This window comes from Butyrivibrio sp. DSM 10294 (assembly GCF_028539135.1).
Lineage (GTDB): Bacteria > Bacillota > Clostridia > Lachnospirales > Lachnospiraceae > Butyrivibrio.
Window position 1 is genome coordinate 39,937 of sequence record NZ_JANSWL010000034.1, and the last position, 15,414, is coordinate 55,350.

13 protein-coding genes and 1 tRNA gene are annotated in these 15,414 nt (G+C 46.0%); 13 read left to right on the plus strand and 1 reads right to left on the minus strand.

Features of this window, described 5'->3' with window-relative positions; translation table 11 throughout:
• Window positions 1-196: 196 nt before the first annotated feature.
• The 9 genes from NXH67_RS01325 (at window position 197) to NXH67_RS01365 (ending at window position 7,621) form a co-directional block, all read left to right on the plus strand.
• Window positions 197-1,408 carry an aminotransferase class V-fold PLP-dependent enzyme gene (locus NXH67_RS01325; protein WP_022777335.1) on the plus strand — a complete coding sequence of 404 codons (1,212 nt, stop codon included), beginning with the start codon at window positions 197-199 and terminating at the stop codon, window positions 1,406-1,408.
• Window positions 1,398-1,841: a Fe-S cluster assembly sulfur transfer protein SufU gene (gene sufU, locus NXH67_RS01330; RefSeq protein WP_022777334.1), complete on the plus strand. Its 444-nt coding sequence runs from the start codon at window positions 1,398-1,400 to the stop codon at window positions 1,839-1,841. The genes NXH67_RS01325 and sufU overlap by 11 nt, the downstream gene beginning before the upstream one ends.
• A gap of 369 nt (window positions 1,842-2,210) precedes the next feature.
• A complete protein-coding gene (locus NXH67_RS01335) occupies window positions 2,211-2,759 on the plus strand; it encodes a M48 family metallopeptidase (protein WP_272796095.1) in 549 nt (182 codons plus the stop codon).
• A gap of 48 nt (window positions 2,760-2,807) precedes the next feature.
• Window positions 2,808-3,497, plus strand: a complete 690-nt coding sequence (locus tag NXH67_RS01340) for an MBL fold metallo-hydrolase (protein ID WP_272796096.1) — start codon at window positions 2,808-2,810, stop codon at window positions 3,495-3,497.
• Between the two features lie 181 nt (window positions 3,498-3,678).
• Window positions 3,679-4,455 carry a DUF4253 domain-containing protein gene (locus tag NXH67_RS01345; RefSeq protein WP_272796097.1) on the plus strand — a complete coding sequence of 259 codons (777 nt, stop codon included), beginning with the start codon at window positions 3,679-3,681 and terminating at the stop codon, window positions 4,453-4,455.
• Between the two features lie 79 nt (window positions 4,456-4,534).
• Window positions 4,535-4,741: a hypothetical protein gene (locus NXH67_RS01350; RefSeq protein ID WP_022777330.1), complete on the plus strand. Its 207-nt coding sequence runs from the start codon at window positions 4,535-4,537 to the stop codon at window positions 4,739-4,741.
• A gap of 105 nt (window positions 4,742-4,846) precedes the next feature.
• Entirely contained in the window at window positions 4,847-5,890 is a 1,044-nt protein-coding gene (locus NXH67_RS01355; RefSeq protein ID WP_272796098.1) for a CHAP domain-containing protein, read from the plus strand.
• A 20-nt stretch (window positions 5,891-5,910) separates the two neighbouring features.
• Window positions 5,911-7,113, plus strand: coding sequence for a hypothetical protein (locus NXH67_RS01360; RefSeq protein WP_272796100.1), 1,203 nt, complete (start codon window positions 5,911-5,913; stop codon window positions 7,111-7,113).
• 154 nt (window positions 7,114-7,267) lie between these two features.
• Entirely contained in the window at window positions 7,268-7,621 is a 354-nt protein-coding gene (locus NXH67_RS01365) for a hypothetical protein (RefSeq protein ID WP_272796101.1), read from the plus strand.
• Between the two features lie 223 nt (window positions 7,622-7,844).
• Here the strand turns inward: NXH67_RS01365 and NXH67_RS01370 are convergent.
• Window positions 7,845-7,917 (minus strand) — tRNA-Lys (locus NXH67_RS01370).
• 296 nt (window positions 7,918-8,213) lie between these two features.
• Between NXH67_RS01370 and NXH67_RS01375 the strand changes: the two genes are divergently transcribed.
• The 4 genes from NXH67_RS01375 (at window position 8,214) to glgB (ending at window position 15,337) form a co-directional block, all read left to right on the plus strand.
• The gene (locus NXH67_RS01375; protein WP_022777326.1) at window positions 8,214-8,978 is read left to right on the plus strand and encodes a TatD family hydrolase; all 765 of its coding nucleotides are present in this window, start codon (window positions 8,214-8,216) and stop codon (window positions 8,976-8,978) included.
• A 19-nt stretch (window positions 8,979-8,997) separates the two neighbouring features.
• A complete protein-coding gene (rsmA, locus tag NXH67_RS01380; RefSeq protein WP_022777325.1) occupies window positions 8,998-9,858 on the plus strand; it encodes a 16S rRNA (adenine(1518)-N(6)/adenine(1519)-N(6))-dimethyltransferase RsmA in 861 nt (286 codons plus the stop codon).
• Between the two features lie 215 nt (window positions 9,859-10,073).
• A complete protein-coding gene (locus NXH67_RS01385; RefSeq protein ID WP_272796103.1) occupies window positions 10,074-13,268 on the plus strand; it encodes a hypothetical protein in 3,195 nt (1,064 codons plus the stop codon).
• 35 nt (window positions 13,269-13,303) lie between these two features.
• The gene (gene glgB, locus NXH67_RS01390) at window positions 13,304-15,337 is read left to right on the plus strand and encodes a 1,4-alpha-glucan branching protein GlgB (RefSeq protein WP_272796104.1); all 2,034 of its coding nucleotides are present in this window, start codon (window positions 13,304-13,306) and stop codon (window positions 15,335-15,337) included.
• Window positions 15,338-15,414 lie beyond the last annotated feature (77 nt).

The following is a 15,414-nucleotide window of genomic DNA, read 5'->3' on the forward strand; positions in this document are numbered from 1 at the left end:
AAAGTCATAAATGCGTACATGCTGGCATGTTAAGCATTTTGACTTTATGGCCCAAACAAATATGAGGAATTAGCAATTTACGTAGTAAATTAGCGGTTTCCGAATATTTGTAGAATTGCGAGAATGACGATAGTCATGGAGCAATTCGTATATCATAGTTACATTTCATTAATATAAAAAGAAAAGGTGAAGCACCATGCGAGATTTCAGGCAGGATTTTGACATCCTTAATTCAGGTGATTATATATATTTCGACAACGCTGCCACATCACAGCGTCCCAGACAGGTTTTGGAGGCGGTTTCAGATTTTTACAAAACAGCCAACGCCAACCCCTTAAGAGGCCTGTATGACTGGAGCGTAGCTGCAACAGACGCCTACGAGAGCGCCAGAAGCAAAGTGGCTGATTTCCTTGGCGGAGTTAAGTCGGAAGAGATCATTTTCACCAGAAATACAACAGAATCCATTAACCTTGTGGCCTATTCCTACGGAATGGACAACGTAAATGAGGGTGATGAGATCGTCGTCACAGTAATGGAGCATCACAGCAACCTCCTTCCCTGGCAGATGGTTGCAAAGAAGAAGGGTGCTACCCTGGTTTTCCTTGAGCCTGACGAGGAGGGCGTTATTTCGGAGGAGGAGTACACCTCCAAGATCACAGACAAGACCAAAATCGTGGCTATAGGCCATGTTTCCAACGTAATGGGAATCACCAACCCCGTTGCCGAGATCGCAGAGTATGCCCACAGCAAGGGCGCAGTAGTCCTTTGCGACGGAGCACAGTCAACACCTCACATGGCAGTTAATGTCAAGGAGCTGGGCGTAGATTTCTTCGCTTTCTCCGGACACAAGATGATGGCTCCCATGGGAATCGGAGCTCTTTACGGCAAAAAAGCACTTCTCGAGAAGATGAATCCTTTTTTGACCGGCGGAGAGATGATTGAGTACGTAACAAGAACCGACGCTACCTACGCAGAGCTTCCTCACAAGTTTGAGGCAGGAACCGTTAACGCAGGAGATGCAGTGGGACTTGCAGCGGCAATCGACTATATCAGAGAAGTTGGATTTGATTATATCGAAGAAAAAGAGCGCAAACTGACAAAGCTCCTTATGGACGGCATGGCAAAGATGCCTTATATTAAAATATATGGATCAAAGGATTACACCAAGCATTGCGGAATCGTGACTTTTACCATGGACGGCGTTCATCCTCACGATATCTCTTCAGTGCTTAACGATGACCATGTATGTGTAAGAGCAGGACATCACTGTGCACAGCCTCTTATGCAGTTTATCGGAGCAGGCTCCACAGCAAGAGCCAGCTTGTATTTCTACAATACTGAGGAAGAAGTGGAGAGATTCCTGGAAAAGCTTTCCGGAGTAAGAGAGGTCATGGGATATGGAGCTTAAGCAGTTATACAGAGAAATAGTTAATGAGCACAATCTTCACCCTGTTCACAAGGGCAAGATGGAGGCACCAGACCTGGTGCTTAGGGGCGTCAATCCCAGCTGCGGCGATGATATTACCCTTTCACTCAAGATTGTTGACGGCAAGATAGCAGATGCCATGTATGAAGGCAGCGGTTGTGCTATTTCCCAGGCATCTGTTGATATGATGGCTGATCAGGTCATCGGTAGAACCAAGGAAGATGCGATCAAGCTTGCCGGCACCTTTATGGGCATGATCAAGGGCGAAGTTACAGACGAAGCTAGCCTTGAGGAACTTGATGAGGCAGCAGCCCTTCAGGATGTGGCCCACATGCCCGCCAGAGTTAAGTGTGCGGTGCTTGGATGGCACACAATGCAGGAGATGCTTGAGAATCCTGAGAAGGCGCAGGGATGAGATTTGGGCAACAGCGTTATATGTTGAAATAAAGGTTGCGATGAATAGGCAGTGTATCGGAAAGGATCCGATACACTGTTTTTTTGATGCCTTAAAGGGACAATAGCCTTGATTTATAAGTGGAATAGGAGTATATTCTCTTTGTTTCTTATTATTCTAGATAATCACTTTGTGGTCATATTTGTCTGATCACACTGATTCCTAAGAAATTATTGGTGCGAGCGCGGGCAACAACATGCGTATGAACGAAGCTGGTGTTTTTGGTAAATCATTGGCTTAGTATGAGATGGAATTATAAAAGAAACTTAATGCGAACTATCTATATAATAAGGTTGCAACTTTATTCTTGCAGTTTGATATAATTCAGGTATGGACAAAATAGAGTTAATAAGAAGTAATAGAAAATCATTAGCTATAGAGGTGACGAGGGATCTGCGGGTTATCGTAAGAGCTCCTGTGAAAATGCCTGAGAAGGAGATAAACAGGTTTATAGGGGAGAAGGCGGACTGGATCGATAAGAGCTTTCGGAAGATGCAGGAGAGGCAGGAGAACCAGCCACAGGGCCGGTTGTTGACACCACAGGATATCAAGCTCCTTACAACCAGGGCAAAAAGAGTTATTCCTCCAAAGGTAGATAGATACGCCAAGGTCCTTGGCGTTGACTACAACCGCATTACCATAAGGATGCAAAAGAGCCGCTGGGGAAGTTGCTCAGGGCAGGGAAATCTTAATTTTAACTGTTTGCTTATGCGTGCGCCGGATGATGTGGTTGATTACGTGATAGTTCATGAGCTTTGCCATCGAAAGGAAATGAACCATTCAGACAGGTTCTGGGCTTTAGTGGAGAGCGTTCTTCCTGATTATAAGGAAAAGCGCAAATGGCTTAAGGACCACGGTTCTGAGCTGATGCAAAAATGATGAAACAATGAAATCAACATATAGAAAAAAGAATTGGGGGCAAAATTTATGGCAGACGTTATACAGCTTAATGAGAATACCTGGAGTTTTGAGGACGGCTTTGTAAGATTCTTTCTTCTGGTCGGTGAGGAAAAAGCAGTTCTTATCGACAGCGGAATGAATTGCCCGGATGCTGCGGAGCAGGCAGCTACTCTTACGGACAAACCTTTGATGCTTCTTAACACTCACGGAGATGGGGATCATACCTCAGGAACAAGCGCTTTTTCCGAGATCTATTTACACCCCGATGACTATGTCAAATGCGATGTGTGTAACAGATATCCGGGAACCAAACTGCATGCAATTGCAGATGGTGACGTGATAGACCTTGGCGGAAGACCTCTTAGGATAATACATATTCCGGGGCACACTGCAGGTAGCGTTGCAATTCTAGATGTGAATAATCGCGTCCTCATCGCCGGAGATTCTGTGCAGAAGGGCCATATCTACATGTTTGGGGACAAAAGAGAGCCTGATATATATGAAGCATCTCTCGATAAGCTCATCGCTTTGGGGGACGAATATGACACCATCTACGCATCCCATGATGAGTGCGTACTTCCGGGTGATTACGCCTCAAGGGTCAAGGCTTCCTGGCAGAAGGTACGGGCTGGAGAGGTATCCTATGAGATTGCTGATCTTTTTGGAAATAAAGTTAAGTCCTATACAACCGATGATTGCGGCTTCTATCTGATATGAGAATTGATATAAGTTACCACTTACTTAAGGTAGGTGGTAACTTTTTTTGAAAAGAACGGAAAATACAGGCCTTTAATTCATCCTATGAATTATTGAGCGCTGCGCAGTCCAACTATATAATTTAGGCAAACTGTGTGAGGAAACACAATTACGGAAAAAGGTATTGCAAGGAGGATGACAGATGATAATCGATTTTTTTAAGCGCGGCTCAAATAATGGAGATCAGCCTCAGGCTATGAGCGATACAGCTCGTGAGATGGTGGAAAAGTGTAAATTTCCCTATGAGGTATTTCCTGAAGGAAGCAACCACTCAGACATAATGAAGAGGTACGAAGAGAAGCTTCGCGAGGGAAAAGAGAAAGGATTCACTCCGGTTATTGTTCCTGTTGACGAAACGCTGGAAGAGTACTGGGAAATTTTTGAGGACGAGGAATACTCTTTGGAGGATACGATTCGCGGAGCCTCTTCTGAAGAAGGCAAGAAATTTCTTCATGAGTGCTATGAGGAAATGCTGGATGACACCTCGATGTCAGAAGAAGAGTACGCCGGCGAATTTGATGATGAGCCGGATGCAATAAATCATGTGACCGCATTTATGGAATTCGGAGCACCTGACACGTTAGAGACAATAATTTTTGAAGTGCCCACAACCAATCCCTGGGAGGTTGTTGCCTACCTTCCTTTTGGCGGATGGAATGAGTGCCCTAACCCGGATAAGATGGTATCCGTTTGCAAATACTGGTTTGAAAAGTATGGTGCGGTTCCTGTTACTATTACCCACGAAATCATGGAAATGTCAGTACCTGAGTGCGTAAGCGCCGGTGATGCATTGGAACTTGCTAAAGAGCATTATGCATTTTGCCCCGACAGAGTAGATCAGGGAACGAGAACCGGTACTATAAGTGAAGTGGCAGCAAGCCTTGAAGTATCTAAGATATGGTATTTCTGGTGGGATTAATAAGCGAAGTAATGTCTGCCACCGGTGTCCATGATATTATGTAAGTGCTAGAACAATTTTGTGGATAATGGAGGCAAAGATGAATACTGTTCTGAAGATAGTGAAGTTTGGATTGCTGATTACGGCAGTGATACTGATATTGACCGGAGTAATGTACCTTTATACAGGATCTCTGGAGGTGAATCCGACGGATGAGCAGCAGGGTAAGGCTGCGATAGAGGCTTTTGCCATGGTTGTGGGCGGAGCGATCGCCGGCGGAATCGGAATGTTTATTAAAACCAAATAATGCAATTCGTCCGATTTCAGATACCATTTGTCAGAAAAACAACATTTTCCTGCCATATCTGTTATAGTTTAGGCAACATGATCGTATTAAATGGAGGAAATATGTATGGGAACAAAGTTCAGTATTAAGCCGGATTCTGTTTTACAGGCAGCAGATCAGATGAGTCAGGCATCCGTGCATTTGGATGGATTGGCCAAGGAAGTAGACACAATTATTTCTGAACTGGATTCAAGCCTTTGGGATATAAAGCCCTCTCTGGAGATGGTATCTCAGAATATCAGATCACACAGCGTCAAATTGGAGAAGCTGAGTGATGGACAGAAGAGGATCGTTGCTGCGTATAAAGACGCAGAGAGTAATATAGCGGCATCAATTAGCCGCCCATTTACGGTTGTAATCAATGATGGCGGTGGTGGTACAGCTCCCGGTGGCACTGGCGGGAATAACAACGATCCTCAAAACGGAGGAAATACAACACCTGAGCCGACCGAGCTTACCGATGAGCAGAAAAAAGTATATGAAAAATTAAGCGGCCAATATGGTAATGAGGATCCGCTGGATCTTGATGGTTCAAAGCGAGTTGTACATAAAGATGACTGGCTGGAGTGGGCTATTGCTCAGAATGGATTTACTGAGGGCAAGAATGATCAAGGCCAATGGGGAAATAAGACTCCCTTTGGATTATATACGGGTTCTGATAACCAGCCCTGGTGTGCATCCTTTGTTTCCTGGTGTCTGTTCATGTCAGGAGATACAACGCTTAAGCCCACAGCAGTAACTTATGACATGATGATAGATGCAGATGAGAAGGGCCTTTATAGGGATTTCAGCAAAGCTGAAACCGCCAATTATGTTCCTAAACCGGGTGATATTTTTTATAAACGAAACTATCCGAACAATCCAAATGATAAATCAGGACATGTGGGATTTATCAGCAGTGTAGTGCAGAATCCGGATGGATCGGTAACCATTAAGACCATTGAGGGAAATAGGGGACAGCAGGTTAAGAGCCGCACCTTCAATTCTATGGATGAGTTCAGGAAGGAAGTCAGCGGAGTTATTGAGATGGATCGAGAGGGCAAGACCTCATATTCCAACAACCTGGAGGCATCTCCGGTACAAGGAACCGGAACTAATGGTGATAGATAAAGAGTAACAGAGGAGATATTATGAAAAAGAGATTTGTAACGGCCGTTGCCGGAGTGATGGCAATGTCTATGATCATGACAGGATGTAACGGCATAAATACTGCAGATAGAGCGCAGGATAATGCAGATAATGGTGATACCGGAAATGTCATTACAGACCTTATTGATGTGACAATGGATAATTCTGAAGAAGGCAGTTCCGAGCCGCTTCAGGAGCAGGAAACGGTTATAGCAGACGCATCGGAAGCAGAACCTGAGCATGAAGGCTTTAAGCTTATGGATGGAGAAAAGCTTACGGAAGATGAGCTCAGTTTTTTCCAGTCATATTTAAACCAGCGGGATAATAATGGTTTTGCCACTGTGCCATATGAATCGCCGGACAAGATAAACTGGGCATCTGTGCTTTATAACGGAGCCGGTATTGAGAACTGCGAGTATTCACAGGAAGATCTGGATGCTTATCTTGAGGCAGATGAGTTTTTTGACTCTGTTGAATATGATCTCGTAGCCCTTTCAGGACAGGATGTCAGAGACTTTGTGGAAGCCAAGACGGGGATTAAGAATTTTGATGTATCTTTGGTGAGATATACATATGTAGAAGATTCTGACATTCTTTTTCATCAGGTAAGTGATACAAATTATAGCCAGGTAACTTGTACAGAAGGCGTTAAAAATGGCGATACGGTGCAGGTTGTAGTAAATGATGGTATGCATGACAATGAAAGATGCTTAACGATGATCCAAAGAGCGGATTCACCTGATCAGTATCTGTTTGCCGCAAACCGCGAACTGTGGGAAAAAGGAGCAGATAAGATCATTGCGGCTCCTGTGACTGATAGCGGAGAGACCACCTTCTGCGGAGTAAAATATACAGGTCTTGGACCCAATATTGAGATTATCAAAGATAATGCAGTTGTTCAGACAGTATACCCCAGAAGAAATGTTGGGGATTCTGCTGAGTTTGACAGTGTGGATGATATTGCATTCTGCGATGTGGACAAAGACGGAGCAGAGGATATGATCGTTATCATGTCACGAGGCGGCGATGCGGTTGCTGTACTTCTTGGTGGCTATGTTGATGGATGGGGTAATTTCAGCTACGGAGACTATGGCATGGAAACTATTACTGATTGGATTGGTGAGAATGTCAGTGATGTTACTGCGGAGAATGTAATAGAGTTCCTTTCGGCGCATCCGGATGAGATTAAGAATTTTTATGGGTGATGAATCCCCGTAAACATTTTGAAGAGGCAAATGGATAATGAAAAAAAGCAGGAGCATCGTAGTATTTATAGTAATATGTATAGGCTTAATTGCGTTATTTGTAGTTAATATCTTTTTCCCGCCATTAATGAACGATTTTGCTGCAAAGCAAGATATGAACAGAATTAAAAATTTACCGCTTCCGGAGCAGACGGAAATCTCTGAGACGTTTTATCTGGCGGGAAATCTGAACGGAAATGGCAATAAAATGCAGTATTACGGTGCGGCTTTGCTTCATTCTGATCTGTCGATTGAAGATATAGAAGAGCATTACAGTGCGTATAGAAAAGGGAAGTATGATCTTCTGGTACAGAAGCAGGAGAGCCAGAATCTGGAGGAAATTGAGAGAAACTTTGGATTTGATGACACGATAGATGCGGATGTGTCGGATGGAAAGTACTATCTGGTGTATACGTGGGGGGATGGAATTGCGCCGTTTTGCTGGGGGATTGATATTAGGGCGAATTGAGTGGGGGTGATACCCACTATTCCGCCATGCCGACAGACTCGGAAGTCTAAAAAGCAGACTTCCTCGTTGTCGCGGCTTCGCCGTATAAAAAGAGATACATACATTCACCTTAGTGAGCAAGCTCCCACGGCGAATGCATGTATCTCTTTTTGCATGGCTCTATTTACGCGCAAAAAGAAAGTACCATCCCCATAGGATATACCTACGAAAACAGTACTCGGCGTGCGCTGCCAGGGTCTCGAACCCTGGACAACCTGATTAAGAGTCAGGTGCTCTACCAACTGAGCTAGCAGCGCATTTTTATTATTTAGTGGCGGTGCCATGTCTTAACGACAAGTGATACTATACTACGCTCAGAAGGTAATTGCAAGCACTTTTTTGAAAAAATTTTAATTTTTTTATTAGTTTTTTAGAAAATCCAGTAATTACAAGGCTTTGGAGGCGAAAAATTTTTTGGGAGTTTCCATATTTTTGGACTGAGAATATCTGTAATAGTCATTTTTAATCTTCCAAAGGGCGAATTCATCCCACATAAATACTGTGATTTGTGCGGATTTTGTGGTATTTTATATATGGTAATTTGGAGGATAATATGATTTTTGATACACATGCCCATTATGATGATGAGGCTTTTGATGAAGACAGAGAGGCGCTTCTTGCGTCTATGAAGGATGCCGGAATAGGTTGTATAGTCAACGTTGGGGCTAACCTTGAGACTACAAGGAACTCCCTTGATCTGGCACATAGATATGATTTTGTTTATGCAGCTGTTGGTGTACATCCCAGTGACAGCGCTGAGCTTAACGAAGATAATATAGAGCTCCTTCGGGAGTGGAGTGAGGATGGCAGATGCGTTGCCATCGGTGAGATCGGACTTGATTATCACTGGCCCGAGCCCTCAAGGGATATACAGAAGAAATGGTTCAGAAGACAGCTTGATCTTGCCAGAGAGCAGAGACTTCCCGTTATCATTCATTCAAGGGAAGCAGCAGAGGATACGATCAATATCATGAAGGAAGCTCATGCCGAGGAAATTGGAGGTGTGGTACACTGTTTTTCCTATTCTGCGGAGATTGCGAAGATCTGCCTTAATATGGGCTTCTATATAGGCATCGGCGGCGTTGTTACATTTAAGAACGGCCGTAAGATGCGGGAAGTGGTTGAGGTCACTCCCATGGACAGGATCCTTCTTGAGACCGATTGTCCGTATCTTGCTCCTGAGCCTTATCGCGGCAAGCGCAACAATTCCACCTATATTCCATACGTGGTGGAAGAGATTGCCCGGATCAAGGGCATTTCCAAGGAAGAGGTGGAACGCATCACCCTTGAGAACGCCAAGAACATGTATGGGATTTAACACATAAAAGAGGAATACTATGGCATATTTAGGTAATCCAGCCAGGACAAAAGAGGTTCTGGCCAAATTCAATATGAGCGCCAAAAAGAAGTTCGGTCAGAACTTTCTTATAGATAACGGTGTTCTTGAGGGAATTGTAGAGGCAGCAGGTGTCACAGACAAGGACTGCGTTCTTGAGATCGGCCCCGGCATCGGAACCCTGACCCAGTATCTTGGGGACAGCGCCAAAAAGGTTGTGGCAGTGGAGATCGACAAGACTCTCATCCCCGTTCTTGCGGATACCCTGTCTGAATACGACAACATAACAGTTATCAATGAGGATGTCCTCAAGGTTGATATAGAGGAGATCGTTAATAAATATAATGAGGGAAGACCCATCAAGGTCGTAGCCAATCTTCCTTACTACATAACAACTCCCATAATCATGAAGCTCTTTGAGAGCGGCGCTCCTATAGAGAGTGTGACGGTTATGGTTCAGAAGGAAGTTGCGGACCGCATGAGTATGGGACCCGGAAGTAAGGACTACGGATCACTTTCACTGGCAGTGGGATTTTATGCCAGGGCAACAGAAGTTATGGAGGTTCCTCCCAGCTCTTTTATCCCACAGCCCGGAGTTGGCTCTGCCGTAGTGCATCTTGAGCGCTATGAGCAGCCCAAGGTAACAGTTAAGGATGAGAAATTCCTTTTTGACATGATCAGAACCGCTTTTAACCAGAGAAGGAAAACACTTTCCAACTCTCTGTCTAGTAGCCCACAGCTTGGTGTTTCCAGGCAGCAGGTTACCGATGCCCTTGCAGAAATGGGGATTGACGAAAGGGCAAGAGGAGAAGTGCTGACATTAGAGCAGTTTGCACAGCTCTCAGATATTTTACAAAGGTAGTGCGCTATGTTAAACTAACACTATATATAGTATTATGATAGGGGACAAAGGTCATAATGTGGTCATGCTTGCATGATCCTCATTATGAATTTGGGACCCTCAAAACATGAGGAAGTAGCATTTTTGCGGATTCCGAATGTTTTTAGAATTGCGAGAGTTCTTTTCAACGGAGCAATTCGTATCATAATTTTTTTTACTAAAAAAGGGTGGATATTTTGGATAAAGTCGAATACAAAATTCGAGCCGATGAAATTAAGGCTTTGATTGGGGAAGGCAAGTATGCCGATGCAGTAAAGATCGCTGACACTATTGACTGGAAGCGCGTCAAGAGCGTCACCATGTTGTGCACCATCAGCGACTTATATAAGATCAACAGACGCTATGAGGAGAGCAGGGATATACTCCTTATGGCTTATGACAGGCACCCTACGGGGAGAGCCATCGTTTATTCTCTTTGCGAGCTGGCCATCAAAATGGGCGAGTTCGTTCAGGCGGTTGAGTATTACAAGGAATTTGTAAGGATAGCACCGCGAGACACCGGAAGATACATACTTCAGTACAAGCTCTACGAGGCCCAGGACGTAAGTCTTGAGGAGAGAATTGCCGTACTCGAAGAATATAAGAAGCATGATTACCGTGAAAGATGGGCATATGAACTTGCGTATCTCTATCACCGTGTGGGCCTTACCACCGAGTGTATCGAGGAATGCGACGAGATGTTCCTGTGGTTCGGAGAGGGCAGATATGTTATGAAGGCCTTGGAACTCAAGGCTTTACACGAGCCCCTTTCACCTGAGCAGCAGGACAGATATGCAAGACTCAAGGCAGCTCACGGCGGACAGGTAGATACAGCCATCGTAAGCGAGAAGGATGAAGTGGGCAAGGATGAGACCGGAACCATCGAGATCAAGCAGCCCACCAAGGAGATGCCTCCCGTAACCGACGAGGACATCAAGATATATAATGCAGGCCAGTACAAGCAGCTTGCCGGCGATTCTTCACAGGAGATCATGCCGGAGCCCGATACTGCTGAATTTGAATCTGTAAGTGAGGTTATCACTGAGGCCCAGGTGAGAGCGGAAGAAGCGCTTAAGCAGGAACAGGAACCTTCACAGGAGCCCGCCGCAGAGCCTGAGTACGATCCTTACCAGATCAGATACCCTCACATCAGTGAGATCAAGGAACCATCTGTAGACATCAGCGACTATAACACCATGAACCTTCAGGAGACGCTGGCGCAGGGGTTAAAAGAGGCCTTTGCCGAAGGTAAGCTCACTGACGAGACCAGAATCTATGAGCCTGTACAGGAACAGCTAAAACCTGATACGGCAGAGATATATGATGAACAGGAGACCCCGCAGGAACAGGTTCCGGGTGATGAGACCAGGAGCTTTTCACCTGCCTTTGCTGCTGTGTCGCAGTCAGCCACCGGAACCATGCAGGAGGTCTTTTTCGACACACAGACCCAGGACATTCCCACAGCTCCTGAGCTTGGAATAGATATCAAATACGGCGGAAACGGCCCTATTCTCGGAGAAGCCAAAAACGAGGGTTACCAGAATCCCGAGGACTTTGAAGGGGGCGTTTCGCAGCCGGATTTTGCCGAGCTTCGTTCAGATGATTCAGTCAAATTCAAGGAATTTGTAGAGCGCAATACAAAAGAAATACCGCCGATTCCAACAACATTTGGTCCTGCGACCTATGAGGAGAAACCCCTTGAGGATGAGGTACCCGGAGCCGTTATCCACCCTAACGCCAGCTACCAGATGCCTTCTCATTTCGAGAGGATCCTGTCACAGGAGTCAGACGGTCAGATAAGTATGGCTGTTGAGCCCGAGCCTATGGTTGAGAAACAGATCACAGGCCAGATCAGCATTGCCGAGTACATGGAGAACTGGGAGCAGTTCAAGAAGAGCCAGCAGCAGAAGCAGCTTGAGAGAGTCAAGAAGAGAGTTGCCGATGAGACCGGCGACATGTTTGCTGACTTTGATGAGAAAACCAAGGCAGGCCTTCAGGAGAAGATTGAGAAGGCTATTTCAGATGCCATCAAGAAGGAGCGCCACGACAAGGCTTCCGGAAGAGGCGACTGGAGCCGCGGCAGCGAGGATGTAATAAATGAAGCGGTTGCCGAGGTAATGGACAGCGAGAATATGGAAGATGCCGATAACGGCAACTATTCATATGAGGACGAGGACGCTGATGATGTCCTCACAGATGAGAATATTACGGAGACAGAGGACAGCGCTGCAGAGCAGCCTGAGGAGGCTGTAACACCTTCCGAAACTGCAGAAGAATCAGCTGAGCCGGAAGACGCTGACAGCGAACCCCCTGCAGAGAACGATAATGAGACTCCTGCAGAGAATACCGATGAAACTTCAGCTGAGAGTAGCGAAACACCTGCAAAGGAGGCTAAGTCTGAAGAATCAGTTGAAGAAGCAGGCAGTGCCAAAGAGGCAGAGAACGCTTCCGATAACGAACCTGCAGATACTTCCGCAGATAGTTCAGAGGATGACTCTGACGACGAAGATGACGATGAGGACTCTTCTGAAGATAATAAGCAGCCAGAATCAGGCAAAGATACCTCATCAGATAAAAAGGATGTCAAGTCCGAACCGGGTCCCAAGAAGCACCACATCGGTAACCGTGAGATGGAGGAGCGCGTAAGGACCATGACTCCCGAGGAGAAGGAGCTTTTTGGCCCCTACATCCACCACAAGAAGTCCAGGAGGCAGATAATCAACGCGATTGATAATCTCAGCATGGACGCTTTTTCCGGCAATGCCATCGTAACCGGAGAAGAGGGAGCCGGCACCGTCAATCTTGCCAAGGGACTTATCAAGGCAATGCAGGCCTCCGATTCCAACTTCAGCGGCAAGGTTGCCAAGATCACAGCCAATACACTTAACAAGAAGAGCGTTGGAGCCATTTTTGACAAGCTGGCCAACGGCGCTCTCATCATACAGAGGGCAGCAGACCTTCTTCCGGAGACAGTCAGCGAGCTTCTGAAGGTTCTTCAGGAGGAGAACAAGGGCCTTGTAATAGTTATGGAAGACACCAAGGAAGACATGGACAGATTCCTTGACAAGAATCCTTCCCTTCAGCAGAGTTTCAACGCCAGGGTTGATATAGAGGCCCTTGACGACGATTCGCTGGTTGCCTACGCAAGACAGTATGCCCTTGAAAAAGAGTATGCCATCGACAATCTGGGAATTCTGGCTCTTCACACCAGAATCTCCGAGAGACAGACCCTTGACCACGAGGTAACTGTGGCAGAGGTCAAGGATATCGTGGACGACGCCATTTACTACGCAGAGAAGAAGTCCGTGGGTCATTTCATGGACATCATCGTTAACAAGCGTTATGACGAGAACGATATGGTTATTTTAAGAGAAAAAGACTTTATGCATTAATTACTATAATTACTTTTGACCGAGGGGGAAAAAATATGAGTCAGAAAGTTTTTATATCTGAGGCTGATGAATATCTTTTTGGACAGGGAACTCATTATGAGATCTATGAGAAGCTAGGAGCTCATCCTTCAGAAGAAGGCGGCAAAAAAGGATTCTTTTTTGCAGTATGGGCACCAAATGCGGCAGATGTTCATGTGGTAGGAGATTTCAACAACTGGGATGAGAACGCACATCAGATGCAGCGTTCCAAGACCGGCAACATTTGGACGCTCTTTATTCCCGGAGTAGGAATAGGAACGCTCTACAAATTCATGATCACTACACAGGACGGCAGGAAGCTCTACAAGGCAGATCCTTATGCCAACTACGCAGAGCTGCGTCCCGGGAATGCATCAAGAACAACGGATCTGTCAGGATTCAAGTGGTCTGATGACAAATGGTATGACAGCATCAAGGGCAAGGACGTTAACCGTCTTCCCATTGCAATCTACGAGTGCCACATCGGCTCCTGGATGAAACATCCAGACGGAACCGAGGATGGTTTCTATACTTACAGGCAGTTCGCAGACAGGATTGTTGAGTATCTCAAGGAGATGCAGTACACCCACATCGAGCTTATCGGTATTGCGGAGCACCCTTTTGACGGCTCCTGGGGATATCAGGTAACAGGCTACTATGCGCCAACATCCAGATACGGTGAGCCTACAGACTTCATGTACCTTGTGAACAAGCTTCATAAGGCAGGCATCGGCGTCATCCTTGACTGGGTTCCCGCACACTTCTGCCCTGATGAGTTTGGACTTGCCTGCTTTGACGGCTCCTGCATCTACGAACATCCCGACCCAAGAAAGGGCGAACATCCCGACTGGGGCACCAAGATATTCAATCTTGAGAAGAATGAGGTAAGGAACTTCCTCATCGCCAATGCACTCTACTGGATCAGAAAATTCCACATTGACGGACTTCGTGTAGACGCAGTGGCTTCCATGTTGTATCTGGACTACGGCAAGAAGGACGGACAGTGGGTACCCAATAAATACGGCGACAACAAGAACCTTGAGGCAATTGAGTTCTTCAAGCACTTCAACAGTGTTGTAAGGGGCACCTATCCCGAAGTTCTCACCATTGCCGAGGAATCAACAGCATGGCCCAAGGTTACCGCAAGGCCCGAAGATGGCGGCCTTGGCTTTGCCTTCAAGTGGAATATGGGATGGATGCATGACTTCTGTGAATACATGAAGCTTGACCCTTATTTCAGACAGGGCGCACATTACATGATGACCTTCGCAATGAGCTACAATGACGCGGAGAACTATATCCTGCCTCTTTCCCATGATGAGGTTGTACACCTCAAGTGCTCAATGCTTGAGAAGATGCCCGGATACAAGGTTGATAAATACGCCAACCTTCGCGCCGGCTATACCTACATGTTCGGACACTCCGGCAAAAAACTCCTCTTCATGGGCCAGGACTTCGGCCAGGAGCGTGAGTGGAGTGAGAAGAGAGAACTTGACTGGTTCCTTCTTGCCAACCCCCTCAACAGAGGAATGAAGGATTATGTATCCGAACTCCTTAAGATTTACAGAAAATATCCCGCCATGTACGAAGTCGACAACGACTGGGGCGGATTTGAATGGATCAACGCTGATGACAAGGAGCGCAGCACCTACAGCTTCTACAGAAGAGCAATTAACGGCAAGGACAATATACTCTTTGTTATCAATATGACACCTGTAGAGCGCAAGGGCTTCATGGTAGGTGTTCCATTTGCCGGAACCTACACACACCTCCTGGACAGCGCAGAGGAGCGCTTCGGCGGCATGGGCAGCGGTATACCTGCCAAGATCAAGGCTGTTCCCGGACTTTGCGACTACAAGGATTACAGCATTACCTTTGATCTTCCTCCTTACGGAGCTGAGGTATTTGTTTTCCAGAACGCAGACGCTAAGGAGCCTGCCAAGGAAGAGAAGAAGGAAGCTAAAAAAGAAGTAAAGAAAGAAGTAAAGAAAGAAGCGGAGCCTAAGGAGAAGAAGCCTGCAAAAAAGACTGCAGCCAAGAAAAAGGCATAAATGCTATTTAATTTAAACGGTTAAGAATTTTGCGGCACTAGCCGAAATAGAAGGTGATGAATGATAGGTTCATCACC

Bases quoted from the DNA above. Each gene is read 5' to 3' on its own strand.
- NXH67_RS01335 (WP_272796095.1), top strand. From the start codon at position 2,211: ATGGACAAAATAGAGTTAATAAGAAGTAATAGAAAATCATTAGCTATA.
- NXH67_RS01340 (WP_272796096.1), top strand. From the start codon at position 2,808: ATGGCAGACGTTATACAGCTTAATGAGAATACCTGGAGTTTTGAGGAC.
- NXH67_RS01360 (WP_272796100.1), top strand. From the start codon at position 5,911: ATGAAAAAGAGATTTGTAACGGCCGTTGCCGGAGTGATGGCAATGTCT.
- sufU (WP_022777334.1), top strand. From the start codon at position 1,398: ATGGAGCTTAAGCAGTTATACAGAGAAATAGTTAATGAGCACAATCTT.
- glgB (WP_272796104.1), top strand. From the start codon at position 13,304: ATGAGTCAGAAAGTTTTTATATCTGAGGCTGATGAATATCTTTTTGGA.
- NXH67_RS01350 (WP_022777330.1), top strand. From the start codon at position 4,535: ATGAATACTGTTCTGAAGATAGTGAAGTTTGGATTGCTGATTACGGCA.
- NXH67_RS01375 (WP_022777326.1), top strand. From the start codon at position 8,214: ATGATTTTTGATACACATGCCCATTATGATGATGAGGCTTTTGATGAA.
- NXH67_RS01355 (WP_272796098.1), top strand. From the start codon at position 4,847: ATGGGAACAAAGTTCAGTATTAAGCCGGATTCTGTTTTACAGGCAGCA.
- NXH67_RS01325 (WP_022777335.1), top strand. From the start codon at position 197: ATGCGAGATTTCAGGCAGGATTTTGACATCCTTAATTCAGGTGATTAT.
- NXH67_RS01345 (WP_272796097.1), top strand. From the start codon at position 3,679: ATGATAATCGATTTTTTTAAGCGCGGCTCAAATAATGGAGATCAGCCT.
- NXH67_RS01365 (WP_272796101.1), top strand. From the start codon at position 7,268: ATGAACAGAATTAAAAATTTACCGCTTCCGGAGCAGACGGAAATCTCT.
- rsmA (WP_022777325.1), top strand. From the start codon at position 8,998: ATGGCATATTTAGGTAATCCAGCCAGGACAAAAGAGGTTCTGGCCAAA.